Origin of the sequence: Terribacillus saccharophilus, assembly GCF_002272075.1 — a bacterium.
GTDB lineage: Bacteria > Bacillota > Bacilli > Bacillales > Amphibacillaceae > Terribacillus > Terribacillus saccharophilus_A.
Window position 1 is genome coordinate 39565 of the sequence record NZ_NPBJ01000013.1, and the last position, 25063, is coordinate 64627.

Genomic DNA, 25063 nt, shown 5'->3' on the forward strand with positions numbered 1-25063 from the left:
CTTCATGAAATGGAGGTTATGCAGTTGAATATGATACAGCGTATCGCTCTTGTTCTTGTCATAATTGGCGCGATCAACTGGGGACTAGTCGGTTTATTCAACTACGACTTGGTTGCAGGTATCTTTGGTAACGGCAGTCAGGCGGCTGCTTTCCCACGGATCATCTACAGTCTTGTCGGCTTGGCTGGTCTTGTGTCAATTTCCGCTCTGTTCCTAGAGCGTAAAGAAGTGGAAGAAGCGACAACAACCAAGGCATAAATGGATAAATCAAAAAAAGACCCCCATTATGGGGGTCTTTCTAATTATTTGCCTTCAGTTTGTTTGATCCAATCCTGAAGCTTGTCTTTCAACGTATTGAATCCTGCTGGAGCATCCTCAGAAACAGCTTGCTTCTGAACGCTAGCTTGCTGCTGCTTTGCAGGTGCTTCTTCTGTAGCACGGATAGAAAGGGAATATTTACCGCTTTGTTCGTTGATATCAAGAATTTTAACTTTAACTTCATCGCCTACAGATAGGTGTTCATTGATATCTTTAACGAAACCATGAGTCACCTCGGAAATGTGAACCAAACCTTGAACCTGCTCATCCAATGCAACAAAAGCACCGTAAGGCTGGATTCCTGTTACTTTACCTGTCAATACTTGTCCTGTTTCGAACTTCTCTGCCATACTAAACAACTCCTGATTTTTTCTACTTTTATACGCAATAAATAATTCTATCACAGTAAGTTGGTTTCGGCAAAAATTTATATATGTATAATTTTTTTATTAGAATAGGTTTGCTAGTAAGCAATTTTGGTAATACATAGTTATGTAAGACTTTCTCGTATTCCCCCTGTAGGCAAAGCGATGCGTATCGCTTTGCTATTTTTTTTGCATATAAAGTCCAAAATGACCGAAACTAGAACTAATTGCAGGCAAAGGGGCAAGCTAGAATGTCTTACTCGAACCATACCTTCTACTACGAAGATATAGCTATTGATTATCGTATTTATTCTTCTTACAGTCATGACACCTCCCGCACAATCCTTCTTCTTCACGGGTTCCTTGCCTCCGGAGGCTGCTTTCACCGCATGATTCCGGAGCTGCGTCAACGGTACCAAGTAGTGACATTAGATTTCCCCCCCTTTGGAAATAGCCAAAAATCGGCTGAAATAGCTTTTTCCTATGAAGATTATACCCGTCTTGCCGCATCTCTTCTTGATCATTTACAGATAGAAAAAATAGATATTGGCGGTCATTCAATGGGCGGTCAAATTGCCATGCGTCTCGCCTATAGTTACCCTGATCGGATAAATAAACTGTTTCTGTTTGCACCATCAAGCTATATGCTGCCAACAGACGCATTCTCAAGCTTGATCGCTTCCGCCAGCATCTTCCCTGCCATTATGCACCTCGCATTCGAAGCCAGCAGTGTCGTTGGTTTCCTGCGCCACCTTGTAGCTGATCCTGATAAGGTCACCCTTCGGATGGTGGTTGCGTATAGCATCCCCTTTATGGCTAAGGATCTTTATCCAAGTCTTGCTAGCTTCATCCGAACACGAGGCGGCGATTTGCCAAATGACAGTTTGCAGCAGATACAAGCAGACACAATTATTTTCTGGGGAAAGAAGGATCCATTATTGCCCCCTTCGATCGGCTATCGTCTGCTTGCCGAGCTTCCGAATGCTACACTCCATATCCTTCCTGATGCCGGTCATCTTCTCCCTGAGGAAACGCCTGAAACAATTCTCTCGTATATAGAATGATCAAGCCTTTCGCTTTTCGAAGGATTTCTTTATATAATGGGGAAAGAAATGATGGAAGGAGTACGGACTATGCATAATTTCGAAACAGTTCACGACCGCAGAAAGACCCGATCGGTGAAATGGGACAACCTTACAGCATTATATGGAGGAGAAGATGTTCTGCCGATGTGGGTCGCAGATATGGACTTCCAATCACCTCGAGCGGTGATAGACGCCTTGAAGAACAGGGCTGAACACGGTATTTATGGTTATACAATTACAGATGCGAGTATTTCAAAGACCGTATCCAATTGGGTTGAAAAACGCCACGGCTGGCGCATTAAGCCAAGCTGGCTGCTTTACAGCCCCGGCGTAGTAACCAGTCTGCATATGGCTATCCAGACGTTTACAGAACCTGGTGAGCAAGTCGTCATCCAGACGCCTGTTTATGCTCCTTTTTACAGCGTGGTCACTGCACATGACCGCAAAATCGTCGAAAATCCTTTGCTAGAAGAAAATGGTACATACCAGATGGATTTCGAGCACTTGGAGACATGTTTCCGAGAAGGAGCAAAGACGATGATTCTTTGTAATCCGCATAATCCAGTCGGACGTGTTTGGATGAAAGAGGAGCTAAAGCGCTTAGTGAACCTATGTCAAACGTACGATGTTTTACTTTTGTCAGATGAGATTCATGCCGATTTAATTCATGAAGGGTATCAGCATATCCCCATTGCCTCCTTGTCTGAAGACATGAGCAAACGGACAATCACATTCTTGTCCCCGTCAAAAACATTCAATTTGGCAGGACTGCAGGTATCATACAGCATCGTTGAGCAGGAAGATATGCGAAAGCAGCTGCAAGAAACCTTCTCTAAGCAAGGCTTCCATATGTTGAATACGATGGCAGTCGCTGCAATGGAAGCCGCTTATACGGACGGCGAGGAATGGCTGGATGGTTTGCTGGACATTTTGGCAGTAAATCGGAAGCTGACGGAAGAAGCATTGGCTGATACTCCTCTTATCCAGCTTGCACCGCTGGAAGGCACCTATTTGATGTGGCTGGATTGCCGTCAAATGAAGTTGGAACAAAAAGAACTGATGGACTTCTTTGCCCAGAAAGCGAAGCTAGGATTCAATGACGGTGTACAATTCGGAGAAGCAGGTACTGGATTTGTTCGGATGAACATCGCCTGCCCGCCTGAAACAATGCGGGATGCCCTGGACCGGCTGAAAAACAGCCTTAAAGAATTCGAGGCAGCAAAATGACCTTAGAAATGGGCAGCGTCGTAAAAGCACGCTATAAAACTGGTACCTATGTCGGAAGTATCAAAGAAGAACGCGGCAAGTTTTATTTAGTAGAGATACTGGCTGTTCTCAAGCATCCGCAGCAAGGTGATTTGCATCATCCGAAGGAAACAGAAGATGTTTTCTTCCATGAACGCCGGGCGCTCGCACAGAATGAAAAAGCGAATATACCAAAAACTGCAGTATCAGCATATACAAACACAGTACCGGAGTACTCCGATTCTTTGCGGACAGCAGTTCAGCAGCTAAAGCACGATTTGAAGGAACAGCCTTCTTCTCGCTATCAAGAACTTGCGCTTGCAAACGTGGAGACATTGGAGAAAGATTACTTTAAGTAAACGAAAAAAGGCAGGAAACTTTGTTCCTGCCTTTTTTCGTTGTCTTAAGAGCCTGGCACTTTCAAATTACGTTTTTTCGTCACAGGCTTACCAAAAATCTTGTTCGTTAACTTTGGGGCAAATTCGAATAACAGTACACCAATGAAAGCCGCCAATACGATGTAGATGCCTGCAAATACTTTCGCTGTACCAACTGCAATACTAGCAATCACGACACTGAATTCCCCTCTGGCGCAAATAGACAATCCGCCACGGAAGGCGACTCGCTTCGGCAAACCGTACATCAAGCCGCCGAAGTAGCCTGTCATCACTTTAGCTGCCATCGTCCAGATCAAGACAATCGTAAGCAGTACTGGCATTTGTACACCGTCACCGAAATCTATAGTCGTACCAAAATAGATGAAGAACGTCGGCAGCAACAAATCTCGAATCGGGTTCACAGCATGTTCCACTCGCTCGATCTTACCCGATTCCGCTAAAATCATCCCTGCCAGGAAGGCACCCAGCACCTCAGATAAGCCGAGATAGACGGCAAGTCCTCCATAAGTCAAGGCTATTCCGATTAACAGCACAATCTTGAAATCCTCGTCTTCAAACTTATCCATGAATGTATCGAACCTACGGAAGACTGTTTTGCTCAGTACCACTGCCCCTACAGCCAGACCAAGTATTTTCAGCACAAGGTATACAGCACTAATCGGTTCAAAGCTTCCCGAACTGCTGATACCAATAAGCACAGCGACTAAAATCGGCGCGATGATATCCTCGAATATAAGCAGCGCCAAGATGAATTCTGTCTCCATATTGGCCATTCTGCTCTTGTCATCCAACAGCTTCGCCGTAATGGAAGAGCTTGTTGCATAGGCCACCGCACCAATCAGGAATGACGTAAATAGATCTACTTGCATGATTAAACAAATCCCCATTGTCACACCAAGGCTTAACATCACATCCAAGAGACCAGTTGACCAGATTTTCTTAGCTATACCGCCAAGTCTCGAAATACTGAATTCAAGTCCGAGTACAAAGAAAAGCAAAACGATACCAACTTCACTTGAAAAGTGGAGAATTTCATTATGAAGCAGCAAATCTGCCAGAACGATGCCAAACAAAATATACAGAATGACACTCGGAAAACGGATTTTGATGGATAGAAAACCTAGGTAGAATATTCCGAGCAAGACAAGGCCAGCTCCAAGCAGCGTTGGCAGCTGCACACTCAAGTCTGCTCTTCCTTACCGTCGCAAAGGTCGATCATGGCATCAATCTGATTCTTCTTTCCAATTGACATCAATACATCTCCCGGTTTCAAAACAGTAGCCGGCTCTGGAATGGCAATCGTCTCATCACCTTGGATAATACCGATAACAGTAACACCAGTTCTCGACCGCACTGCTGCTTCTTCTAATGTCTTATTAGCAATCTCAGATGATTCCGATAATTCAATGTAATCCACAACGATTTGCTTGCGAAACAATTTTAGCTGGTCTGTATCAACAGGCTGATAAGTAGCACCTAAAAGCTGTGCACCTAGCTCCCGTGTCTCATCTGCCGTTAAATCCATTGCGAAATCCGCCTCATCACTGGAAGCGTCTTCAAAGAAATATAATTCTCGTTTGCCGGAGTGATGGACGATAATAACAACCATCCCCTCTTCTCCAGTGCGCAGCGTAATTTTGCTTCCGATGCCAGGAAGCTGTGATATATGACATTTCATAAGCTAGGACTCCCATCCGGTATATTATACTCCTTGAGGAAAGTATAAAAAAAGCTGGAGAAAATCTCCAGCTTTTTCAATCAGCTCAAATGGTTTTCCAGCACTTCCTGGATACCTTCTATTGCTGCTGCCTCATCATTTCCGTCAGCTGTAATAACAACCTGTGCTCCTTGCGGGACACCTAGTGACATGACACCCATGATCGATTTCAAGTTCACTTTCTTTTCTTTAAAAGCGAGTTCAATCTCAGAATTGAACTGGCCGGCTTTATTAACAAGCAGCGTTGCAGGTCTCGCATGGATTCCCGTTTCGCTTGTAATAGTGAATGTTTTCTCTTGCATCGTAATTCCCTCCAAAGCAAATAGCTCAGATATGTAAATGTGAAAGTAGTAACATACTTATTATAGGAGAAAAGAAAGCGGTTTTAAATAAATTTGTCACTTTTTTAAGTTTAAAAACAGCTTCACGGCATAAGATTGAGTTTATCTTGTATTTATGGTAATTTTGACACATCTAGCAAAAAGGAGTGCTGTCATGAGTGTACATATAAATGCAGAAGCCGGCCAGATTGCAGACAAGATCCTGCTTCCTGGGGATCCGCTTCGCGCAAAATACATCGCTGAAACATTTTTGGAAGATGCAAAGCTTTATAACGAAGTAAGAGGAATGTATGGCTATACAGGTACATACAAAGGGGAAAGAATCTCTGTTCAAGGTACAGGTATGGGTGTGCCGTCCATCAGCATCTATGTAAATGAATTGATTCAAAGCTACGGCGTGAAGAAACTGATTCGCGTTGGTACTGCGGGAGCTATTCAGAAAGACGTTAAAGTTCGTGATGTAATCTTAGCTTCCACGTCTAGCTCTGATTCCCAAATAAACCGTCAGGAGTTTGGTACAGTCGATTTTGCCCCTACAGCGGACTTTGATTTGCTGCTGAAAGCATATCAAGCTGGACAAGCAAAAGGCTTGAATATCCGTGTTGGTAACGTCTTTACAAGCGATCGTTTCTATCGTGACAACACATTGGAATTCTACGGAAAATTGGCAGATTACAAAGTTTTGGCTGTCGAAATGGAGACAACTGCACTTTACACGATTGCTGCGAAACATGACTGCCAAGCGCTATCTGTCCTTACAGTCAGCGATCACATCCTTACTGGCGAAGAAACAACTGCCGAGGAGCGTCAGACTACTTTTGGCGATATGATGGAAATTGCATTGGATGCAGCAATCCAGGCATAGAAGAAGGCTTCTATGCCTTTTTCTATGCCTATATTGTAAACCTTAACAAAAATTAGGTTGACAATAAAGAGCGTGTCGCTTACTATTTCTGCAAGGAGTTGATAAATTTATGAGTCGTACTGGTAAATTGACTGCAAGCGCGATGTTTGTGGGCTTGATGACAGTCGGAGCAAATATCTCGGTTTGGCTGCCGTTTCTTGCAGTACCAATCGGAGGACAAACAGTGCCGTTATCATTGCAGCCTTTCTTCGCACTACTTGCTGGATTGCTGTTAGGCTATAAATGGGGATCCTACAGTATGATTTGTTATGTACTGCTAGGTCTTACTGGGCTGCCGATTTTCGCAGATCTCTCTGGAGGATTTGGTGTCTTTGCCGGGCCTACTGGCGGTTTCTTGCTATCTTTCATACCTATTGCCTTTATCGCTGGGTTTATTATGGAAAAGACATCTATGCGTTACCGCGTTTTTGGAGCGGTAATCGCTGGTGTAATTGTAAATTATCTCTTTGGGGTCACGTATATGTACGGCGCCATGCATCTTTGGATGGGTGTGGATATAAGCTACTTGGCTGCTTGGATCAGCATGATACCGTTCTTTATCAAAGATTTCTGTTTCGCAATTCTTGCAGCCTTGTTTTATCCTAGAGTGGCTCATGCTTTCAGAAAAGGTAAAGTGACATATAATACTTCGTTTAAATGACATTTTCTCAGGGAAATTTAGTTATAATGAGTACATCATATATTATAGCTTTTTCTCTGAAAGGATGTAGCAGTACATGTCATTGTTACAAAATATGCCTCTATGGAGTGCGCTGATTGCAATCGTTTTCGCACAAATAATAAAAGTGCCTATCCGTGCGATTGCGGATAAGCGCATCCAAGCCGATCTAGCATTCAGTACAGGCGGAATGCCGAGTAGTCATTCAGCAGCCGTGGCTGCCCTGACAACCTCGATCGGCTTTGAAAGCGGACTTGATTCCCCTATTTTTGCCGCATCCTTCGTCTTTAGCATCATCATCATGTTTGATGCATCCGGTGTAAGAAGACAAGCCGGTGAACAGGCAATATTGCTGAATCTGCTTCTGAAGGATTTTCAGCGCTTTGTGGATGAAGCGAAAATCTGGGGCAGTAAGCAGGAGTTCGAAAAGAATCGCGAAATCCGAGAAATGCTCGGACATCAGCCGATCGAAGTCTTTTTCGGCGCACTAACCGGCATTGGTATTTCTTTAGTCATCTATTTGCTGTTTTAATTGTAAATGCAGCTGCTTGCTTCCGAAGTCACGTACAGGAAGCTGCCTCTGTTCATATTGGATGACGTCCTCTGCTGTCAAATTCGTCAGCTGGCTCCAGGTCACATACATAGCTGTAAGCCAGAGGGTACAAAGCAGTGCTCTTATGCACCATCGTCGCATCATATCTTTCACCTCTGGTAACAGCATCGACAAATGAGAATATCCCTATACAAAAGAAAAGCAGCCATATGGCTGCTTTTTGTTTAGCTGAATATGTTGAACTTCCCTTTTTTCAAGACTAGTCCTACACCGCCAAGCTGGAAAAGATAGCGATTATCCGACGCTTTCTTCATCACATCTGCCGGTTTTCCGAACAGCTTCTTACCCATTACCATACCCATGGCGTCACCGCCTCCTAAGGAAGCAAGCGTACCCTTGATCTCTGGCACGAATTTCTGGGTATTGCTTTCCTTGCGGATGAGTGCTTTCAGATTCTGGGCACAGTTATAACCCATCTGTGTAGCTATTTGCGCTGTTGGCGGATACGGTTTACCGTTTTCGTCATTTATGACGGCCGCACAATCGCCGACAATAAAGATATCGTCATGGTTCGGATCACGCAGATCCTCTGTCACCATCACCTTGCCTCGGTTTACTTCGAAACCGGATTCCTCCAGAATCGAGTTACCTTTCACACCAGCTGCCCATACCGTTGTATTGGTTTTGACCGTATGTCTCTCACCAGCTTTTTCATAAACAATGCTGTTGGCTGTCACTTCCTTAAGGAAGGCATTTGTCTGGAATTCGATGCCGCGGGATTCCAAGGAATTCAAGGCATATTCAACAAGCTGCGGATCGAATCCCATCATGACGGAAGCTCCAGCTTCTACAACTATGACCCTTACCTTATCCCGGTCTATATCGTATTCCTTGCACAGTTCTGGTATGCGTTCTGCCAGTTCTCCGGCAAACTCGATACCCGTGAAGCCGCCTCCGCCAATAACGATATTAAGACGTTCTTCTTTCTTTTCCGCTTCATTGTTATACACTGCGAAATTGTGCTCGATATGCTCTCTGATCAAACGGGAGGAATTGATGCTCCGAATCATGTACGCATGGTCAAGAAGGCCATCAATCCCGAAATTCGCCGGCTCAAAGCCTAAGCCTACAACAAGATAATCATAGGAGATTTCGCCGTTTTGCATAACTAGCTTTTTTTCATCTGGTTTGATTTTCGTTACCGTATCTTGGACAAAATTGACTTTTTTTGCATCGATAACATCCTTGATTGCAATCCGCGTCTGATCATGATGTCTCGTCCCGGCCGCATTCTCATGAAGCCATGTTGTCTGATAATGGTAATCATGCTTGTTTACGAGCGTGATGCTCGCGTCGTCCGCTCCAATCAGTTTCTGAAGTTTCACTGTCGTAATCAGGCCACCGTAACCAGCACCTGCAATCACAATTTTTGGTTTGCTCATCTTTGATCACATCCATTAATATAGTTTGGTTTTCCCTAAGCTTGCTGCAACCTAATAACTCATTAATTTTTTTGTTTGTGATACTATTCACTTTATAATGCAGATGAAAACATAAAACTGTCACAAAACCGTCATCAATATTATGGTAAACGTTTTCTTTCCTTTTATCAACCAAAAAAGGGGAAGCTTATCATGTTCGAGGGCATACTACTAGTCATTAAAAATCCTTCTTCTTACTCATATTTCAGCAACTATGATAAAATACCAATTGTTACGTTTAAAAATACTAGGAGGAACCGGTATGTCAGATCAAATATATGATGTGACCATCATCGGTGCAGGTCCAGTCGGACTTTTCACCGCATTCTATGGTGGGATGCGTCAGCAAAGTGTCAAAATCATTGAAAGCCTTCCCCAAGTGGGCGGACAGCTTTCAGCTTTATACCCTGAAAAATACATCTATGATATAGCTGGATTCCCTCAAGTCCGCGCACAGGAATTAGTGGACAACCTTATGGAACAGCTGAAACGCTTTGACCCTACCATCGCACTCGGCGAATCAGTCGATAAAGTCGAGCGTTTAGAAGATAATACATTCCGCATCGAAACAGATAAGGATGTACACTTCTCGAAAACGATCATCATCACAGCAGGAAACGGTGCCTTCCAGCCTCGTCGCCTGACAGTTGAACGATGCGACGAGTTTGAGGGTGTTAACTTGAATTACTATGTGGATAATATGCAGAAATACGCTGGCAAGCGTGTGCTATTAGCAGGTGGCGGCGATTCTGCTGTTGACTGGGCGCTAATGCTTGAACCAATTGCCAAAGAAGTCATTCTCGTGCATCGCCGGGATGAGTTCCGTGCCCATGAACACAGTGTAGAACGACTCATGCAATCCAATGTAAGAATCATGACTCCTTATACACCAGTTGAGATGCTTGGTACTGACCGCATCGAACAGGTTGTTCTGCAGAAGGTGAAAAGCGAAGAAACTGAAACGATCGATGTTGACGAAGTACTCGTCAATTACGGCTTCATTTCTTCCTTAGGACCAATCAAGCAATGGGATTTGGAAATCGAGAAAAACAGTATTGTTGTCAATACGAAGCAAGAAACGAATATCGCTGGCATTTACGCAGCTGGTGATATTTGTACGTACCCTGGTAAAGTCAACCTGATCGCCTCTGGTTTCGGCGAAGGCCCGACTGCCATCAACAATGCCAAAACATACATTGATCCAGACGCTCGTGTACAGCCTAAACATTCCACAAGCATGTTTTAAATAACACCGCACCGGTTACCTTTATGGAAAACCGGTGTTTTTTTATACTTCTTGTATAAGGAAGCCCTTCTTTCACACACTAGTATCGATAAAGGAGGAGCTGTATGGAAAACGAATATGAACATCGCTTAATTCCGCTTGCCTCAATAAAGAGCGGAAAAGAAACAACTGTCTCCCCAACTGTTCATGGCTATCTAGACAGAATAGTAAATGTCTTTTTTATTGAAAATCCTGATACAAAAGAATGGGTACTTGTCGATGCCGGGGTTCCTGATACAGCAGGCAATATTAAGCAAGCTGCTGCTGAACTATTTGGTGAAGGCACTAAACCAGCATGCATTCTCCTCACACATGGTCACTTCGACCATGTCGGCAGTATCGTCGAGCTGGTGAAGGAATGGGATGTGCCTGTTTATGCGCATGAGCTTGAGCTTCCCTACCTGACTGGACAGCTTGACTATCCGGAAGGAAAGACTGATGCTGGCGGCGGACTGATTACCAAGCTGTCTAAGACCTTCCCGAATACAGGAATCGATTTAAGCAAGCATGTAAGGCTCATACCGCTCGACCATAAAGTACCGCACCTGCCAGGCTGGGAATGGATCCACACACCAGGACACACTCCAGGGCATATCAGCTTATTCCATACAGAAGATAAAGTCTTGATTGCAGGTGATGCGTTTACGACCGTGCAGCAGGAATCTCTGCACAAAGTGCTTACGCAGCAAAAGGAATTCAACGGTCCTCCACGCTACTTCACAATGGACGAGCAGGAGTCCTTCCGTTCCATCCGCAAGCTGCAGGAGCTGCATCCTCAAGCGGCTGGTACTGGACATGGAATGCCTGTCTTCTTCGACGAATTGGAAGCAGGCTTAAAGAATCTAGTCGAAACAAAAAAATAGGAGAAGGGATTATACCCTTTCTCCTATTTCTGTTTTCTTCTTCAATTTTGGTACTGTTTTGCGGATTGTCATCTGGCGGAAATCCTGTTCCAATTCTTCCAGCGTACGATCCTTTGTTTCTGGAAGGAATTTTTGTATAAAGAGAATTGCAGCAATCCCCAGGACAACAAAGATTAAGAAAGTACTGGATAGACCAATTGCACTTAACAAGACTGGGAAAGTCAAACTAATAGTGAAGTTCGTCATCCATTGGAAGAATACAGCAATCCCCATACCCATTCCGCGCAGCCTGGAAGGGAAAATCTCTGCTAGCATCAACCATGTGACTGGTGAAACAGCACCCTGCTGGAAGGCAAGAAATGTGACTGTCAGAGCTAATACCATATACGGAAGTGCTGTTGTTCCTTCAAAGAAAGTAGCAACAATCGTAATAAGCAGCAGCGCACTCGTTGTTCCGATAAAACCTACTGTCAGCATCTGTCTGCGACCTACTCTGCCTAGCAGCCAGATACCAACAAATGTGGCAAGCACAGAGATGACGCCATTTGCAATATTACCAATCAATGCAGCTTGTGTTCCGAATCCTGCATTACTCAATATCTCTGTTCCGTAATACATGATAGAGTTAACTCCGGTGATTTGCTGGATAATACCTATACCCATACCGATAAAAACAATCTTTCTTATCCACGGTATCGCAAGGTCTTTATATGACGCCTTATCCTGTTTCTCTTCTTTTTCCACTGTCTTGCGAATTTCCGCCATTTCTTGTTTTGCTTGATTATTGCGGCGAATCTTCGAAAGAATTTGGAAAGCAGTCTTTAGCATACCTTGCTGTGCAAGCCAACGAGGACTTTCCGGCATAACCAGCATCCCAAACCAAAGTATGATAGCCGGCAAGGTTGCGATAACCAACATATAACGCCAGATATGACCTGTATCAGCGAACAAGTTTCCAAGTGCAGCATTGGAAGTATAAGCGAGCAACTGACCAGTTACGATCATCAATTCATTTTGTGTTACCATTCGTCCACGTTTCGCTGCTGGAGACATCTCAGCAAGGTAAGCCGGCACAGTTACAGAAGCACCACCAACGGCCAGACCAAGCAGCACTCGGAAGATCACCATTGTCTCCGTGTTCGGTGCGAATGAACAGCCTAATGTCGCAATAAAGAATAAAACAGCAAGATACAAAATAATACGGCGGCGACCTACCTTATCAGAAAGCTTTCCGCCAAATACTGCACCAAATGCAGCTCCTAATAGCAGAGAGCTGGCAACAACACCTTCTGTCAGCGGTGTAAGATTCAGCTGATCTTCCTGACCCATAAACGGCAGTGCACCATTGATGACACCTGTATCATATCCAAACAATAATCCTCCGAAAGTAGATATGATGGCAATCCATCTCAGCCTCCGCTTCGAACTTTTTCCATCATCCTCAATCTGTGGGACATGCCCTTTTTCAGTCTCATGTTTGTCCATATTTTTCTCCTCCATTTACGCATTTGACTGCTGCATGAATAATGCTTTTACCCTTTCTGTATGTAGGGGCTGGTAGGATTTATATACCCGTCTTTTGTCAAAATAATCACTTTTGTTATATTACAACTCTATTTCAATTGAACAGTTGTACCACAGCAATCATGATTATTACCATTTTCACCGGTGAAAACAGCATAACAATTTCTTTCTTTATAAAAGAAAATCCCCTCCTGTCTGCCAGGAAGGGATCTTTTTATTTACACTCTTTCACTTAGTTCAGTTTTCTTAGTCACTTTTGGAACAGTTTTGCGGGTTTTCTTATCACGGAAATCTTGTTCCAATTCTTCCAGCGTACGACCTTTCGTTTCTGGCAGGAATTTTTGGATAAAGAGAATAGCAGCAATACCCAGAACAACAAAGATAAGAAATGTGCTGGATAGACCGATCGCACTAAGCAACACTGGGAAGGTCAAACTTACCGTAAAGTTTGTCATCCAATGGAAGAAGATTGCAATCCCCATCCCCATACCACGAATACGTGACGGGAATATTTCAGAAAGCATCAACCATGTTACAGGCGATACCGCTCCTTGCTGGAATGCAAGGAAAGTTACCGTTAGACTCAGCACTAGATATGGAAGTGCAGCCGAACCTTCAAAGAATGTCGTTACAATCGTTAACAGAAGCAATGCAGTTGTCGTACCGATAAATCCGACCGTCAGCATCGGTCTGCGTCCTACTTTACCTAGCAGCCAGATACCAAAGATAGTAGCTGCTACGGAAATGATACCATTGGCAATGTTACCTATAAGAGCCGCATCTCGACCAAATCCTGCGTCACTCAAAATTTCAGTACCATAGTACATGATGGAGTTTACACCAGTTATCTGCTGGATTACTCCAATCCCTAATCCGATAAGAACGATTCTTCTGATCCACGGAATAGTCAAATCTTTAAAGGAAGCTTTGTCCAGCTTCTTCTCTTTTTCTACCGTATTCTTAATCTGTTCCATTTCCTGCTTCGCTCGATTTTTACGGCGAATCTTTGAAAGAATCTGGAAAGCAGTTTTTAGCATACCTTGCTGTGCAAGCCAGCGCGGACTCTCTGGCATAACAAGCATTCCGAACCAAAGTACAAGAGCTGGTATTGTAGCAATAACAAGCATATAACGCCAAATATGAGCAGTATCTCCGAACATATTCCCAAGAAATGCGTTAGAAGAATAAGCAAGAAGCTGACCAGTAACGATCATCAAATCATTCATCGTTACCATTTTTCCGCGTGACTCAGTAGGAGAAACCTCCGCCAAGTAAGCAGGAACAGTTACCGAAGCACCACCAACTGCTAGTCCAAGCAGTACGCGGAAGACAATCATTGTCTCCACATTCGGTGCAAAAGAACAACCTAAAGTTGCTAAGAAGAATAATACAGCTAAGTATAATATCACACGACGTCGACCGACTTTATCTGCAAGCTTACCGCCGGATACAGCACCGAACGCTGCTCCAAGAAGCAAGGAACTTGCTACCATTCCTTCTGTTAATGGTGTCAGATTCAATTGGTCTTCCTGCCCCATGAAAGGCAATGCCCCATTGATTACACCTGTATCGTAACCGAATAATAATCCACCGAAGGTAGAAATAATAGCGATTAATCTTAATCTTCGCTTCGAACTTCGACCATCGTCCTCAGTATGAGCGACATGCCCTTGTCCATTCGCTTGTTTGTCCATCGTTCTCTCTCCTCCATTTATGCATGTTGTCTGTTGTACAAACAATGCTTTCACCTTATGTAGGTGTTGGTAGGAGTTATATACCCGCATTTTATTAATATAATCATTTTATAACATTACAATTTTTGGTTTTCCGCATGATATAGGTTTTACTGAGCTCTACTTACTTATCATAGCTTTTTGGTCATCATGACTGTTTCAACCCGAATCCCATTGGATTTTGTAATTGTTTTACTGTCATTGATGCAAAATCCGTTCTTCTTATATAAATCGATATTTCTCTCTTCTGACAGCCTCACCTGACAGTAAAGCGTACCAAGACTTTGGGTTGCCGCATAATTTTCTAATGCTGATAGTAAATGTCGTGCTACCCCTCTTCCTCTCCACTCTGGTCTTACAGATAAGCGGAAGAAGTATAAAGCACCATCCTCTTCCTTAAAACGGACAGTACCTAACGCTATATTATTAATCCAAAAAAGAAGAGCTCTCTCTTTACCCTCTTCTAAAAATGATCTTATTGAATCTATTGTTTCATCCAATGCACTGGATGGAACTGCCGTATTTCTGTACTCTTCAAATGCAGCGATCATGACCCGGTGGATTTCCGACGCATCTGCAGGTTTAGCTAGTGTGATCATCTTATATCTCCTTAATAGACATTAATGGGATTTCTAACTGTTGATTCTAGCAATATTATTACACGAATAGAACACCTACTTTGTACACTCTAATTGGGAAATAAAATCTTACTGATGAGTGATTATGACTGTGAAAATGGTTTACTAAAGGACGTAGAAATAGTGAAATCATCATAAATTTCCCAATACCGGAATTATATTTTACAATTTAATAGTATTACATAATATAAATATTAGGAGGATACAAGAAATGAGAAAATGTAAACAAATTACGCTTTTGATTATCAGCTTTGCCATGGTACTAACATTTTCTGCCTATTTCCAGCCCACTAAAGTCCAAGCCGCTACTGATAACACACCAGTTGTCTTTGTTCACGGTTTGACGGGTTCCGATTCGAATTTCTATTTCATTGAAAGATACTTACAGAACCAAGGATGGTCGAGTGATGAGCTTTATTCAATTGATCTCCCAAGCAAGCAAGGGCATCAAGAATTGAATTCATCTGCCATTCAGGGATTTGTAGATGACGTACTCGAAGAAACAGGCAGCGATAAAGTAAACATCGTGGCACATAGCATGGGAGGCGCAAACAGTCTTTATTACATATTGAATAAAGGCGGCGGTGACAAAGTGGATAAGCTCGTAACGCTAGGTGGGGCAAATAGACTGACAACTAGTGCAGCGCCTTCTGGCATAGATACTACTTCCATCTATTCGACAAGTGACTATGTCGTAAGCTCCTATCTATCCATCCTTACTGGTGCGAATAACATTAGAATTTACGGCGTATCTCATATTGGTCTTTTAAACAGCTACCAAGTAAATGGTCATATTAAAGAGGCTCTACTAAATTAAATGAGAAAGACTCTAGAAAATGCAAAAAAGCCTTTCTGCCGTTTGATTGTACAAACGGCAGAAAGGCTTTCATTTTAACATCAGCAATTCTCAGGCGTACCTTCACGGGCTGCCGCCTTAAATGACGAACCACACCCGCAGCTGACGATGGCGTTCGGGTTATCAATAGTAAACCCGCCGCCCATCATATTTTGTTTGAAATCGATAGTAGTGCCTTGGATAACCGGAATATCCATAGAACGGATGATGACCGGGATATCGTTGACCTCTTCGAATGTATCCAACTCTTCATTTTTTTCATATTCAAAGCCGAGGCTGTAGGAAAGGCCGCTGCAGCCACCGCCTTTGACGCCAAAGCGCAGCAGGACTGTTTCTGCTTCTTCTTCCTTCATCATTTCTTTGATCTGAAGGCTGGCAGTGTCAGTAATATTCAATACCATCTCAAGTTACCTCCCCATTCTAATCTTACTTTCAGTATACGCTCCTATTCACTGATGCTCAAGCACTGTGCTCCCAATAAAAAGTTCCAGATACAGTCTTTTCAGCCGCACCACGCATCCAGACGGAACCGTCTTTTTCCCATCGGATGAACAAATCGCCGCCGCTAAGATGTACGGTCACTTCTTCTCCATACGGTGCTTTGCCATTTTGAATAGCTGCAACGACTGCCGCACAAGCACCAGTACCACATGCCTGTGTAACACCAGAGCCGCGTTCCCATACACGGAAATGCATTTCTTTATTGGAGACCATTTCTATGAACTCGACATTGACTCCTTCTGGGAATCGAAGATCCTTCGTAATAACAGGACCTTGCGTATAAAGCGGTGCTTCATCAATGTTATCGACAAAGAACACGGCGTGTGGATTACCCATGCTTACTGCTGTAACATGAAGCTGTTCTTCTCCTGCTTCAAAAACTTCATCGACGACTTCCTGACCAGCCTCACCGAGCATTGGAATCAGTTCACGCTGCAAAATCGGCGCTCCCATATCAACTGTCACTTCATGTACATGCGCTTTTGATCCATGCACTTTTGCTTCCACTTGTCCTGCCTTCGTCTGAATCGTGAATGTATCACGTTCCACCAAGTCATTTTCATAAGCATATTTCGCGACACAGCGGAGACCGTTCCCGCAATTCATTGCTTCGGAACCGTCCAGGTTGAAAACACGCATGCCTACATCACACGTTTCGCTCGGATGGATAAGTATCAAGCCGTCAGAGCCGATTCCAGTATCCCTGTCTGCGACAGCTATCGCAAGCGGCGCTAGCATTTCCTCCTCCAGCTGGAATTGGAACAGATTAATAAAAATATAGCTGTTTTTTAAGCCATGCAGTTTCACAAACGGTATCTCCATTGTCTCTTCTCCTCTACTATGAAAAAAGCCGAGGCCTGCGGAATGCAGACGCACGGCCAATTAAAATAACGGATTTTCTTCGATGAACTTGTAAACATTTTCGACAAGCTCATCAGGTGTCTCAGCTGTCACCGGTTCACCGTTTACAAGAGCGAACATGTGCTGGGCACAAATGCCGCAAAAGCTTGTACAGCCGTATTCTATGACATCAAGACCTGGGTCACTATCCAGCTTTTCATAAGCTGCCTGAGAACCTGAGGCCAGATTATTAACACAAAACTCAATGATCGGATTCAACCCGCTCACTCCTATTCTAGGATGTAACACTATTAAGTGATAATCCTACCATAAGGCGGGTTATCAGCACAACTAGGTTGCGCTGACTGTCTCAACAGCTTTTGTGACTGCCTTAAGAGAAATGATTCCTTCACCCGCTATCTCATCATTAACGAGAACAACAGGATAGAACAGATCTTCTTCTAACACTTTCGCCACGAACTGCTTATGCTTTTCTTCATCGGGCGGTTCATTGATATCAATGTATTCGAATTGAAACTTTTTGTTTTCGAACTTCCTTGCCAATGCGGCCTGCAGCCATTCATACGTGTCTTTAGAGCTTGGTGCATTCACACAGCTTGCACAGATGATATCAGCTCCATATACGGTAATATTAGTTGTCATCCTGCTCCATCCTCTCGTATGCTGTTAGCTTCAGTTTACCGTAACAAGCACGATGTTGGAATTTATTTTTTAATTGATAAAATTTCTCAGTTAGCCAGCGTGGATTTTTTGCCGGAAAGGATTTATAATGAATATATAATCGTAAGGGGGATAATGGATGATGGAAAACCAAGTACAAGAAGTTTTGAATAAATTGCGTCCATTCTTGCTGCGTGATGGCGGCGACGTCGAGCTAGTCGATGTTGATGAAGGTATCGTACGTCTGCGTCTTATGGGAGCATGCGGTAACTGCCCAAGCTCTACGATCACATTGAAAGCCGGAATCGAACGTGCTTTAATGGCAGAAGTTCCTGGTGTGCGTGAGATCGAGCAAGTATTCTAATACAATGATAGAACCACGGAAAAGTGAAAGCTTTCCCGTGGTTCTTTATTTATACGTAAGCTAGTAAAGACCCACAGAAATCATCCCGATTCTGTGGGTTTTGTCATGCTTCGACAGCTAACTCTTCTGCGAAGCTTCCTTTTGCAGCACATGAAAGCAAAAGCCATTCAAAGTCAGGATACATATTCCGATAGTGTGCATGGACAGCATCTGCTCGGGCTTCATCGATTAAAGCTATCATCGTCGGGCCAGCGCCGCTTAAATAGACACCATATGCTGCTTCCTGCAGGGAGTCGGTGATTTCCTTATAATGCGGAATCATTGACTCTCTGTAGGGCTGATGGAAAAGGTCCTTCGTCATCATCTCTCCAAGCAGCTTCCAATTTTGCTGCAGCAAGGCAGCAACGGCTACATTTGCAATACCACTCGCCTTTACAGCGTCTTTATACAGAAGTTGATCTGGAAGAACAGCTCTGGCATCTGACGTTGCAAGTTTGAATGATGGAATAACTGCTAGAAAGCGTACATCCTTAATTGGTGTCTGTATATAATGAACTTTGTCATCATAATAGCCAATCACACATCCCCCTAAAATGGATGGTGCTGCGTTATCAGGATGTCCTTCCAAACTTACAGCGATATCGAGCTTTTCTTCATCACTCAACTGAAGCGACAAAAGGCAATCCGCCAGCTCAATACCGGCAACAAGGGCTGTAGCACTGCTGCCGAGCCCTCTGGCTAGTGGAATAACACTATTCATACGAACCGTACATGCTGGCAGATTACTATATCCATAGCGATCTGCCACATAAAGGGCTGTTTCATAAATCATATTGTCTTTGCCAGCCGGAAGACCTTGCACAGCATCTGACATCGGAATGAATTCCCACTCCAGTCCAGGCTGAACTTCCAGCTCCAAATACAGATCCAAAGCGATACCAACCGAATCAAAGCCTGGTCCAATATTGGCAGTGCTTGCCGGTACGCTTATTTGCCAGCGTTTCATTTACATCCGCTCCCTGATGGCGTCTGCAATCACTTGTTCTTCGTTCGGGAGGACGACCGGCTTGATTGTACTGTATTCAATCGCTGTGTTCGGATCCTTCAATCCGTTTCCAGTTAGTACACTAACAACGGTTGCGCCTTTAGGTACTTCCCCTTGCTCCAAAGCTTTCAGCAGTCCCGCGAAAGATGCACAAGATCCTGGTTCAGCGAAAATGCCTTCTTCGCGAGCTATTTTCTGATATGCAGCGATAATCTGCTCATCTGTCACTTCGTCGATTGTTCCGCCTGATTCATCTCTTGCAGCGGTTGCTTTCTGCCAGCTTGCAGGATTCCCGATACGTATTGCAGTGCCTACAGTTTCCGGATTCTCAAACACCCGGTCATGCACGATCGGAGCTGCTCCGCTTGCTTGATAGCCCTTCATAACTGGAAGACTGTACCCTTTTTCTTGCTCATATTCCTTGAAGCCTTTCCAATATGCACTGATATTACCTGCATTACCGACAGGAATGAATAAGTAATCCGGTGCTTGTCCTAATTGTTCGCACAGCTCGAAGGCTGCAGTCTTCTGTCCTTCGAGACGATATGGGTTCACAGAATTGACGAGCGCCACCGGCTCAGTTTCGCTCAAGTTCCGTACAACACGCAGTGCATCATCGAAATTGCCTTCGATTGAAAAGATCTCCGCGCCGTACATGACTGCCTGGGCAAGCTTTCCTTGTGCAATTTTACCTTCCGGAATGACAACGAAACAGCGCATACCCGCACGGGCAGCATACGCAGCAGCTGAAGCAGAAGTATTGCCTGTCGATGCGCAAATGACTGCTTTAGCCCCTGCTTCTTTTGCCTTGGCAATGGCCATGACCATACCGCGGTCCTTGAAGCTTCCCGTTGGGTTTGCTCCTTCGATTTTTGCGTAGGCCTCGATACCATAAGCTGCTGACAGCTTTTCTAGCTTAACTAAAGGTGTGTTACCTTCTCCTAAACTTACGGCTGGTGTTTCCTCTGCAATCGGCAAATATTCTTTATATGCTTCTAAAAGTCCTTTCCATCCCATGCTTCTCAATCCTCTCCGTCTACACGATAACAGCTGATTACGCGTTTCACGACGCTCAATTGCTCCAGCTGCTGTATGCTGTTTTCGATTTGCTGCTTGCTATGTTTATGTGTCACCATGACGACTTCTGCTGTTTTCGATTTGCTATGAGGCAGCTGAAGGATTTTAGCAAACGAGACATCCTGACCTGCAAACACATTCGTGACGGCGTGGAACGCACCTGTCTGATCCTCTGCTTCGACACGAATGAAATACTTGGCATGCTTTTCAGTATTATCCTTTAAAGCAGTTTTATATTGAGGTTGCACATAAGCCTTACCGCTGACACCTAAGCGGATATTCTTGATGACCTCCATCAGATCGGAAACGACGGCTGTCGCTGTTGGCAGCCCGCCAGCACCCGGACCATAAAACATCGTCTCGCCGACTGCGTGTCCATACACATAAACAGCATTGAACTCATTTTTCACCTGTGCCAGTGGATGTGCTTCCGGCAGCAAAGTAGGCTCGACGCTCACTTCTACTTTTCCATCATCTATTGCTGCAATACCGATCAGTTTCACAATATAGCCTAGCTTTCCGGCAAACTCGATATCTTCCTGGGATACGGAAGTGATACCTGCAACTTGGACATCACTATATGCCACAGGCATCTTAAATGCCAAATTTGCCAGTAATGTCATCTTACGGGCTGCATCCAAACCTTCAACATCTGAAGTTGGATCAGCTTCAGCAAATCCAAGAGCCTGCGCTTCCTTTAGCACTGTTTCAAAAGATAGGTTTTCATCTGTCATTTTCGTGAGGATGAAATTCGTCGTTCCGTTGACGATACCCATCACTTTCTCAATCTTATCTGAAGCAAGGCCGTCACTGAGCGAACGAAGGATTGGAATTCCGCCGGCCACACTAGCTTCATAGTAAATATCCGTATCATATTCCTGGGACAGTGCAAACAGCTTGTCACCATGCTCTGCCATCAAGTCTTTATTGGCAGTCACGATATGCTTGCGATTTCGGATACTGCGTTCCATCAGCTGATACGTATCCTCCATGCCGCCCATCACTTCGACAACGATGTCAATGTCCGGGTTATCCGTAATATCAGAAGCCTCCATCGTAAGGATGGAAGCATCCTTGATATATTCGCGTTTCTTTTCCTTGTTTTTGACGAGTACTTTCGCTACTTCCACTTCACAGCCTAGTTTGTAACGAATCTGCTCTTGGTGATCCTGTAAAATCCGAACCACACCGCTTCCGACTGTACCAAGGCCGCATAAGCCGATTTGTATCTTTTGTTTCATCTCATCCAGCCTCCTGTCCACCTGAAATAAACAAATGTTTTTGTATAAAGGACATTATAACTCTATCAATCTACTATCGCAACCAACTTTACAAATAATTTTCCAACATAGGTATCTCAAGGGTGCGAGTATCAACCTGCATGTGATCGAATAATCCGGCTAGACGCTGCTCGTATTTGCTTTGCTGCATGATAAGTGTTTCATACGCTTTTCCAGTTAAACCTTTCTCGATTTGATCGAAAAGATGAAGTGGCATGATCAACCTGGCATACAGCACTCTCATTCCAAATACAGAGAGCGGGCGCTGCTGCATATAAGATTGGAGAAATTCACCCGTTTCCATCTCTTCCTCCGCACAAAAAGCAGTCCTCATATATTCTGCCAAGTCACGAGCTGGATGGTCATAAATGATGCTATGAGGCAGCACATATGTATCTGCCAGTTCAGATTGGTATTTCGTGAATACCGTGGTCGGCTGATCATAGTCTGTAAAACGGAACTCATTGCTTGTTTCATTCAAGTATTGAATGGCAAGCTCCGTCCTGCCTATTACATAGTGAAAGGTGTCCAGAAATACACGTTCTTCATGAACCAGTGGTCGTTTTTGATAGATGTTTGAATAAAGTCTTTCTGCCTGCGACAGCCGCACAGTCCATAGATCACTCCATTTCCCGTAGCTGGATAGTGTATCTGGTGCAAACGGACAGCCGGCACCTAGCTGATGGAAGGCAGCAAGCTCTGCACCATGCGCATCAAGACTTCTTGAATAAGGCGGCGGCATCTCTACCACGAGATAAGCTGTATTTTCATAAACAGTCAATATCTGACCTTCTGTTGTCAGCATCGGCTGAGCGAGACGCGGAAAACCTGCTTCCTGCATATAAACGGTGATAGCAGCCAGTTCATAATAACTGTCTTGATCCGTTCTTGCTGGTATAATGACATATAACCGTTCTGTTGTCTGATAAGCGTGATAATTCCGATAGGAAACCGGCTTCCCGGTGAACCCTGGTATATATTGCTGCATCAACTGCAACACGAGCAAACACCTCCTGATACATTTTATGAAGCATCGGTAAAAAACATGTTCCAGAGCTGACGGTTGGCGCATAGGTTAGAAGGGTATACTGCTAACAGAATGATACATAGAAAGGCGAAGTGATCTTATGACTGCTGAATTAGAGAAAAAAGCACGGGAATGGCTTATCGAACGAGGTGTACAAGTAGAAGACATCGCGGAGCTGGTACATTTTCTGCAAGAGAAATATTACCCTGGCCTAACGATGGACCGGTGCATTTATAATGTGGAACGCGTATTGTCAAAAAGAGAGGTACAAAACGCCATCCTGACAGGAATCCAGCTTGACGTACTAACCGAACAAGGAAAACTGGAACAGCCGCTGCAGGATAATCTGGCGAGAGACGAGAGCTTGTATGGAATAGACGAAGTGATTGCACTCTCCATTATTAACTTATATGGATCAATCGGATTTACGAACTATGGCTATATCGACAAACAGAAACCCGGCATTTTGGCCAAGCTGAATGATAAAAGCAGCGGGGAATGCCACACTTTCCTGGATGACATTGTAGGTGCTATCGCAGCGGCGGCAGCCAGTAGGCTTGCGCACAGTCAGAACGACGAAGAAAATATTGACGGATAAACAAAAAGAGCGGCCTTATGAAAGGCTGCTCTTATTTGAATTCCCATTCGGTTAACGTATCGATCGTATATGTTGGCTTCGGATCAAGGAAAGGGAGTTCCTCTCTTCTTGTAAAACCGGTACAAACCATCAGTGTATCCATACCCGCTCGGATACCTGCAGTTATATCGGTCAGGTAGTTATCCCCTACCATAAGAACTTGTTCCTTGTTCAAATCTAATAGCTTCCTTGCTTGCTCCATCATGATATTCTCTGGTTTGCCGATGAAGGTCGGTTCAATACCAGTGCTGACAGAAATGACAGCTGTGATCGCTCCATTGCCCGGCATCAAGCCGGCATCAGTAGGAAGTGCTCTGTCACTGTTCGTGGAGAGAAACTTTGCTCCTGCTCGAACAAGCAGACAAGCCTTTGCCAGCTTCTCATACGTAATCGATGTATCAAGACCGATCACAACATAATCACAGTTTTCTTCAGCTAAGGTAAGCTCCTCTTTCTCCAAGGCATCGAACAACCCTTCTTCACCAATAGCAAATACCCGGGAAGCTGGATTGTGCTCACGGATGAATGCTGCCGTAGCCATGCTCGTCGTAAACACATCCTCCGGTTCAGCTGCAATATCCATTTGGCGAAGCTTAGCAGCTACTTGCTCCTGTGTGCGCGTGGAATTATTCGTCACGAAAAGATGCTTTTTACCAGCATCCTTTAGTCTCTGAATGAATCCTGGTGCAGCTTCAATCCGCTCCTTACCTAGATACATCGTTCCGTCTAAATCGATCAGATACCCATCATATGCTTTCATCTTGGCTGCTCCTTGCAAAAGCGGAAGCTGTCCGCGTCTCGTCCACCAGATATGCTCTAACCCACTCTACATATTGTTTAAGCAAGCCGTGATGTTTCTCCATCGTATCTGCAAGTCTTTGGTAATCCACATGCTGATATTCTGCAGTCAGCATTTTACGCAGCCCTATCACTTCTTTAAAGGCTGGTGCAGTATCTTCCGCTATTACCTTTTCATCAGCAAGGATATCGATAATATCATCATAGCTGCCTGGATCACGCATGATAAATCCGTCAATTACACTGTTGCCAGTATCCAGTATACCTTCAATTAAAAGCTGTGCCCGCCGTTCTGCAGCAAGCTTGCCTGTTAGCCCCTCAGACTGAGGCATCTCTACTGCCAGCAGCTCTTCCATATATGTAAGGATTGCTTCTATCTTTCTTTTATCTACAAAGTACATCGTATTTGCCCCTCTCTCACGCATTCACTTTGCCGAAACTTTTTTCACGACAAAATATGCGCAGCCAAAATTGCAATACTCATACAAATAATCTTCCAATGTGCTGATTTTCGTATCGAAGGTGGATTTTGGGTTATCGTCATCAAAGAATCCTTTTAGACGAAGCTGCTCATACCCCCAGTCACCGACAATGTAATCATATTTAGTCAGGATTTCGCTATAGCGGTTTTGGAATGCCTGTTCCTGAAAGGCTTCCTTCACATCCTGCACCACTTCATAGTGCTTGCCTTGTACTGTTGTTTTCACCATCTATCGACTCCCCTATCTTGCTTCTAGTGTAGCATATTTCTTTTATATTTTCGCATTCCTTCTTCTCATCTAATGATCATTACTCATGAAATTCTGATCTCTGTACAAACTAACAGCA

Annotated in this window: 32 protein-coding genes; 12 read left to right on the plus strand and 20 right to left on the minus strand. The window is 44.1% G+C overall.

Annotated elements, in window-relative coordinates; genetic code table 11:
• Window positions 1-24 precede the first annotated feature (24 nt).
• Window positions 25-258 carry a DUF378 domain-containing protein gene (locus tag CHH48_RS06285; RefSeq protein ID WP_095218303.1) on the plus strand — a complete coding sequence of 78 codons (234 nt, stop codon included), beginning with the start codon at window positions 25-27 and terminating at the stop codon, window positions 256-258.
• Window positions 259-302: 44 nt separating this feature from the next.
• Here the strand turns inward: CHH48_RS06285 and yugI are convergent, their stop codons facing one another.
• On the minus strand, window positions 303-668 hold the full coding sequence (gene yugI, locus CHH48_RS06290; RefSeq protein WP_095218304.1) for a S1 domain-containing post-transcriptional regulator GSP13: 366 nt from the start codon (window positions 666-668) through the stop codon (window positions 303-305).
• 266 nt (window positions 669-934) lie between these two features.
• Here yugI and CHH48_RS06295 point away from each other — a divergent pair, with 266 nt between their 5' ends.
• From CHH48_RS06295 to CHH48_RS06305, 3 genes are all read left to right on the plus strand, one after another.
• Window positions 935-1747, plus strand: a complete 813-nt coding sequence (locus CHH48_RS06295; protein WP_095218305.1) for an alpha/beta fold hydrolase — start codon at window positions 935-937, stop codon at window positions 1745-1747.
• Between the two features lie 69 nt (window positions 1748-1816).
• Window positions 1817-2995: a MalY/PatB family protein gene (locus tag CHH48_RS06300; RefSeq protein ID WP_095218306.1), complete on the plus strand. Its 1179-nt coding sequence runs from the start codon at window positions 1817-1819 to the stop codon at window positions 2993-2995.
• The gene (locus CHH48_RS06305; RefSeq protein ID WP_095218307.1) at window positions 2992-3372 is read left to right on the plus strand and encodes a kinase-associated lipoprotein B; all 381 of its coding nucleotides are present in this window, start codon (window positions 2992-2994) and stop codon (window positions 3370-3372) included. The genes CHH48_RS06300 and CHH48_RS06305 overlap by 4 nt, the downstream gene beginning before the upstream one ends.
• A 44-nt stretch (window positions 3373-3416) precedes the next feature.
• Here the strand turns inward: CHH48_RS06305 and CHH48_RS06310 are convergent, their stop codons facing one another.
• The 3 genes from CHH48_RS06310 to CHH48_RS06320 form a co-directional block, all read right to left on the minus strand.
• Entirely contained in the window at window positions 3417-4589 is a 1173-nt protein-coding gene (locus tag CHH48_RS06310) for a cation:proton antiporter (protein ID WP_095218535.1), read from the minus strand.
• A 2-nt stretch (window positions 4590-4591) separates the two neighbouring features.
• Window positions 4592-5089, minus strand: coding sequence for a cation:proton antiporter regulatory subunit (locus CHH48_RS06315; protein ID WP_095218308.1), 498 nt, complete (start codon window positions 5087-5089; stop codon window positions 4592-4594).
• Between the two features lie 80 nt (window positions 5090-5169).
• The gene (locus tag CHH48_RS06320; RefSeq protein ID WP_095218309.1) at window positions 5170-5430 is read right to left on the minus strand and encodes a phosphocarrier protein HPr; all 261 of its coding nucleotides are present in this window, start codon (window positions 5428-5430) and stop codon (window positions 5170-5172) included.
• A gap of 193 nt (window positions 5431-5623) precedes the next feature.
• Here CHH48_RS06320 and deoD point away from each other — a divergent pair, with 193 nt between their 5' ends.
• From deoD to CHH48_RS06335, 3 genes are all read left to right on the plus strand, one after another.
• Window positions 5624-6334: a purine-nucleoside phosphorylase gene (deoD, locus tag CHH48_RS06325; protein ID WP_038564986.1), complete on the plus strand. Its 711-nt coding sequence runs from the start codon at window positions 5624-5626 to the stop codon at window positions 6332-6334.
• A gap of 109 nt (window positions 6335-6443) precedes the next feature.
• The gene (locus CHH48_RS06330; protein ID WP_095218310.1) at window positions 6444-7034 is read left to right on the plus strand and encodes a biotin transporter BioY; all 591 of its coding nucleotides are present in this window, start codon (window positions 6444-6446) and stop codon (window positions 7032-7034) included.
• A 76-nt stretch (window positions 7035-7110) separates the two neighbouring features.
• Window positions 7111-7584, plus strand: coding sequence for a divergent PAP2 family protein (locus tag CHH48_RS06335; protein WP_095218311.1), 474 nt, complete (start codon window positions 7111-7113; stop codon window positions 7582-7584).
• Here the strand turns inward: CHH48_RS06335 and CHH48_RS06340 are convergent.
• Both CHH48_RS06340 and CHH48_RS06345 read right to left on the minus strand, forming a co-directional pair.
• Window positions 7561-7779 (minus strand): hypothetical protein, encoded by a 219-nt coding sequence (locus CHH48_RS06340; protein WP_139193211.1) that lies wholly within the window; start codon window positions 7777-7779, stop codon window positions 7561-7563. The genes CHH48_RS06335 and CHH48_RS06340 overlap by 24 nt on opposite strands.
• Before the next feature lie 50 nt (window positions 7780-7829).
• A complete protein-coding gene (locus tag CHH48_RS06345) occupies window positions 7830-9047 on the minus strand; it encodes an NAD(P)/FAD-dependent oxidoreductase (RefSeq protein WP_095218312.1) in 1218 nt (405 codons plus the stop codon).
• A 301-nt stretch (window positions 9048-9348) separates the two neighbouring features.
• On the opposite strand from CHH48_RS06345, the gene CHH48_RS06350 reads away from it, so the two are divergent.
• Together CHH48_RS06350 and CHH48_RS06355 are read left to right on the plus strand one after the other, a co-directional pair.
• Entirely contained in the window at window positions 9349-10332 is a 984-nt protein-coding gene (locus CHH48_RS06350; RefSeq protein WP_095218313.1) for an NAD(P)/FAD-dependent oxidoreductase, read from the plus strand.
• A 104-nt stretch (window positions 10333-10436) separates the two neighbouring features.
• Window positions 10437-11234 carry an MBL fold metallo-hydrolase gene (locus CHH48_RS06355; protein ID WP_095218314.1) on the plus strand — a complete coding sequence of 266 codons (798 nt, stop codon included), beginning with the start codon at window positions 10437-10439 and terminating at the stop codon, window positions 11232-11234.
• A gap of 9 nt (window positions 11235-11243) precedes the next feature.
• On the opposite strand, the gene CHH48_RS06360 is transcribed toward CHH48_RS06355, so the two are convergent.
• The 3 genes from CHH48_RS06360 to CHH48_RS06370 all read right to left on the minus strand — a co-directional run bounded on the left by CHH48_RS06360 (window position 11244) and on the right by CHH48_RS06370 (window position 15090).
• The gene (locus CHH48_RS06360; RefSeq protein ID WP_095218315.1) at window positions 11244-12719 is read right to left on the minus strand and encodes a sugar porter family MFS transporter; all 1476 of its coding nucleotides are present in this window, start codon (window positions 12717-12719) and stop codon (window positions 11244-11246) included.
• A gap of 257 nt (window positions 12720-12976) precedes the next feature.
• On the minus strand, window positions 12977-14452 hold the full coding sequence (locus CHH48_RS06365) for a sugar porter family MFS transporter (RefSeq protein WP_095218316.1): 1476 nt from the start codon (window positions 14450-14452) through the stop codon (window positions 12977-12979).
• 170 nt (window positions 14453-14622) lie between these two features.
• Window positions 14623-15090 carry a GNAT family N-acetyltransferase gene (locus tag CHH48_RS06370; protein WP_095218317.1) on the minus strand — a complete coding sequence of 156 codons (468 nt, stop codon included), beginning with the start codon at window positions 15088-15090 and terminating at the stop codon, window positions 14623-14625.
• Between the two features lie 250 nt (window positions 15091-15340).
• Here CHH48_RS06370 and CHH48_RS06375 point away from each other — a divergent pair, with 250 nt between their 5' ends.
• Entirely contained in the window at window positions 15341-15946 is a 606-nt protein-coding gene (locus tag CHH48_RS06375) for an esterase/lipase family protein (RefSeq protein ID WP_095218318.1), read from the plus strand.
• Between the two features lie 80 nt (window positions 15947-16026).
• Here the strand turns inward: CHH48_RS06375 and CHH48_RS06380 are convergent, their stop codons facing one another.
• The 4 genes from CHH48_RS06380 to CHH48_RS06395 form a co-directional block, all read right to left on the minus strand.
• Window positions 16027-16386, minus strand: a complete 360-nt coding sequence (locus tag CHH48_RS06380; protein ID WP_095218319.1) for a HesB/IscA family protein — start codon at window positions 16384-16386, stop codon at window positions 16027-16029.
• 58 nt (window positions 16387-16444) lie between these two features.
• Window positions 16445-17308: a diaminopimelate epimerase gene (dapF, locus tag CHH48_RS06385; RefSeq protein WP_095218320.1), complete on the minus strand. Its 864-nt coding sequence runs from the start codon at window positions 17306-17308 to the stop codon at window positions 16445-16447.
• A gap of 60 nt (window positions 17309-17368) precedes the next feature.
• Complete coding sequence (locus tag CHH48_RS06390) at window positions 17369-17605, minus strand: YuzB family protein (RefSeq protein ID WP_095218321.1); 237 nt, start codon at window positions 17603-17605, stop codon at window positions 17369-17371.
• Window positions 17606-17677: 72 nt separating this feature from the next.
• Window positions 17678-17989: a YuzD family protein gene (locus tag CHH48_RS06395; protein ID WP_095218322.1), complete on the minus strand. Its 312-nt coding sequence runs from the start codon at window positions 17987-17989 to the stop codon at window positions 17678-17680.
• A 157-nt stretch (window positions 17990-18146) separates the two neighbouring features.
• On the opposite strand from CHH48_RS06395, the gene CHH48_RS06400 reads away from it, so the two are divergent.
• Window positions 18147-18371: a NifU family protein gene (locus CHH48_RS06400; protein ID WP_038564952.1), complete on the plus strand. Its 225-nt coding sequence runs from the start codon at window positions 18147-18149 to the stop codon at window positions 18369-18371.
• Between the two features lie 103 nt (window positions 18372-18474).
• Here the strand turns inward: CHH48_RS06400 and thrB are convergent, their stop codons facing one another.
• The 4 genes from thrB to CHH48_RS06420 form a co-directional block, all read right to left on the minus strand.
• Window positions 18475-19377: a homoserine kinase gene (gene thrB / locus CHH48_RS06405; RefSeq protein ID WP_095218323.1), complete on the minus strand. Its 903-nt coding sequence runs from the start codon at window positions 19375-19377 to the stop codon at window positions 18475-18477.
• A complete protein-coding gene (thrC, locus tag CHH48_RS06410) occupies window positions 19378-20433 on the minus strand; it encodes a threonine synthase (RefSeq protein WP_095218324.1) in 1056 nt (351 codons plus the stop codon).
• Window positions 20434-20438: 5 nt separating this feature from the next.
• Entirely contained in the window at window positions 20439-21734 is a 1296-nt protein-coding gene (locus tag CHH48_RS06415; RefSeq protein ID WP_095218325.1) for a homoserine dehydrogenase, read from the minus strand.
• An 88-nt stretch (window positions 21735-21822) separates the two neighbouring features.
• Window positions 21823-22773 (minus strand): hypothetical protein, encoded by a 951-nt coding sequence (locus CHH48_RS06420; RefSeq protein WP_095218326.1) that lies wholly within the window; start codon window positions 22771-22773, stop codon window positions 21823-21825.
• 127 nt (window positions 22774-22900) lie between these two features.
• Between CHH48_RS06420 and CHH48_RS06425 the strand changes: the two genes are divergently transcribed.
• Window positions 22901-23398, plus strand: a complete 498-nt coding sequence (locus tag CHH48_RS06425) for a phosphatidylglycerophosphatase A family protein (protein WP_095218327.1) — start codon at window positions 22901-22903, stop codon at window positions 23396-23398.
• A gap of 31 nt (window positions 23399-23429) precedes the next feature.
• Here CHH48_RS06425 and CHH48_RS06430 read toward each other — a convergent pair whose 3' ends face one another.
• Genes CHH48_RS06430 through CHH48_RS06440 form a run of 3 tightly spaced genes read right to left on the minus strand, consistent with a single transcriptional unit; the run spans window position 23430 to window position 24945 of the window.
• Window positions 23430-24197: a TIGR01457 family HAD-type hydrolase gene (locus CHH48_RS06430; protein WP_095218328.1), complete on the minus strand. Its 768-nt coding sequence runs from the start codon at window positions 24195-24197 to the stop codon at window positions 23430-23432.
• Complete coding sequence (locus CHH48_RS06435; RefSeq protein ID WP_095218329.1) at window positions 24184-24636, minus strand: DUF86 domain-containing protein; 453 nt, start codon at window positions 24634-24636, stop codon at window positions 24184-24186. Before CHH48_RS06435 ends, CHH48_RS06430 begins: the two co-directional genes overlap by 14 nt.
• Window positions 24637-24660: 24 nt before the next feature.
• Window positions 24661-24945 (minus strand): YutD family protein, encoded by a 285-nt coding sequence (locus tag CHH48_RS06440; RefSeq protein ID WP_095218330.1) that lies wholly within the window; start codon window positions 24943-24945, stop codon window positions 24661-24663.
• Between the last annotated feature and the right edge of the window lie 118 nt (window positions 24946-25063).

Coding starts and splice junctions, on each gene's coding strand:
- yugI (WP_095218304.1), bottom strand. CDS start 668: ATGGCAGAGAAGTTCGAAACAGGACAAGTATTGACAGGTAAAGTAACA.
- CHH48_RS06295 (WP_095218305.1), top strand. CDS start 935: ATGTCTTACTCGAACCATACCTTCTACTACGAAGATATAGCTATTGAT.
- CHH48_RS06300 (WP_095218306.1), top strand. CDS start 1,817: ATGCATAATTTCGAAACAGTTCACGACCGCAGAAAGACCCGATCGGTG.
- CHH48_RS06305 (WP_095218307.1), top strand. CDS start 2,992: ATGACCTTAGAAATGGGCAGCGTCGTAAAAGCACGCTATAAAACTGGT.
- CHH48_RS06315 (WP_095218308.1), bottom strand. CDS start 5,089: ATGAAATGTCATATATCACAGCTTCCTGGCATCGGAAGCAAAATTACG.
- CHH48_RS06320 (WP_095218309.1), bottom strand. CDS start 5,430: ATGCAAGAGAAAACATTCACTATTACAAGCGAAACGGGAATCCATGCG.
- deoD (WP_038564986.1), top strand. CDS start 5,624: ATGAGTGTACATATAAATGCAGAAGCCGGCCAGATTGCAGACAAGATC.
- CHH48_RS06330 (WP_095218310.1), top strand. CDS start 6,444: ATGAGTCGTACTGGTAAATTGACTGCAAGCGCGATGTTTGTGGGCTTG.
- CHH48_RS06335 (WP_095218311.1), top strand. CDS start 7,111: ATGTCATTGTTACAAAATATGCCTCTATGGAGTGCGCTGATTGCAATC.
- CHH48_RS06345 (WP_095218312.1), bottom strand. CDS start 9,047: ATGAGCAAACCAAAAATTGTGATTGCAGGTGCTGGTTACGGTGGCCTG.
- CHH48_RS06350 (WP_095218313.1), top strand. CDS start 9,349: ATGTCAGATCAAATATATGATGTGACCATCATCGGTGCAGGTCCAGTC.
- CHH48_RS06355 (WP_095218314.1), top strand. CDS start 10,437: ATGGAAAACGAATATGAACATCGCTTAATTCCGCTTGCCTCAATAAAG.
- CHH48_RS06360 (WP_095218315.1), bottom strand. CDS start 12,719: ATGGACAAACATGAGACTGAAAAAGGGCATGTCCCACAGATTGAGGAT.
- CHH48_RS06365 (WP_095218316.1), bottom strand. CDS start 14,452: ATGGACAAACAAGCGAATGGACAAGGGCATGTCGCTCATACTGAGGAC.
- CHH48_RS06370 (WP_095218317.1), bottom strand. CDS start 15,090: ATGATCACACTAGCTAAACCTGCAGATGCGTCGGAAATCCACCGGGTC.
- CHH48_RS06375 (WP_095218318.1), top strand. CDS start 15,341: ATGAGAAAATGTAAACAAATTACGCTTTTGATTATCAGCTTTGCCATG.
- CHH48_RS06380 (WP_095218319.1), bottom strand. CDS start 16,386: ATGGTATTGAATATTACTGACACTGCCAGCCTTCAGATCAAAGAAATG.
- dapF (WP_095218320.1), bottom strand. CDS start 17,308: ATGGAGATACCGTTTGTGAAACTGCATGGCTTAAAAAACAGCTATATT.
- CHH48_RS06395 (WP_095218322.1), bottom strand. CDS start 17,989: ATGACAACTAATATTACCGTATATGGAGCTGATATCATCTGTGCAAGC.
- CHH48_RS06400 (WP_038564952.1), top strand. CDS start 18,147: ATGATGGAAAACCAAGTACAAGAAGTTTTGAATAAATTGCGTCCATTC.
- thrB (WP_095218323.1), bottom strand. CDS start 19,377: ATGAAACGCTGGCAAATAAGCGTACCGGCAAGCACTGCCAATATTGGA.
- thrC (WP_095218324.1), bottom strand. CDS start 20,433: ATGGGATGGAAAGGACTTTTAGAAGCATATAAAGAATATTTGCCGATT.
- CHH48_RS06415 (WP_095218325.1), bottom strand. CDS start 21,734: ATGAAACAAAAGATACAAATCGGCTTATGCGGCCTTGGTACAGTCGGA.
- CHH48_RS06425 (WP_095218327.1), top strand. CDS start 22,901: ATGACTGCTGAATTAGAGAAAAAAGCACGGGAATGGCTTATCGAACGA.
- CHH48_RS06430 (WP_095218328.1), bottom strand. CDS start 24,197: ATGAAAGCATATGATGGGTATCTGATCGATTTAGACGGAACGATGTAT.
- CHH48_RS06435 (WP_095218329.1), bottom strand. CDS start 24,636: ATGTACTTTGTAGATAAAAGAAAGATAGAAGCAATCCTTACATATATG.
- CHH48_RS06440 (WP_095218330.1), bottom strand. CDS start 24,945: ATGGTGAAAACAACAGTACAAGGCAAGCACTATGAAGTGGTGCAGGAT.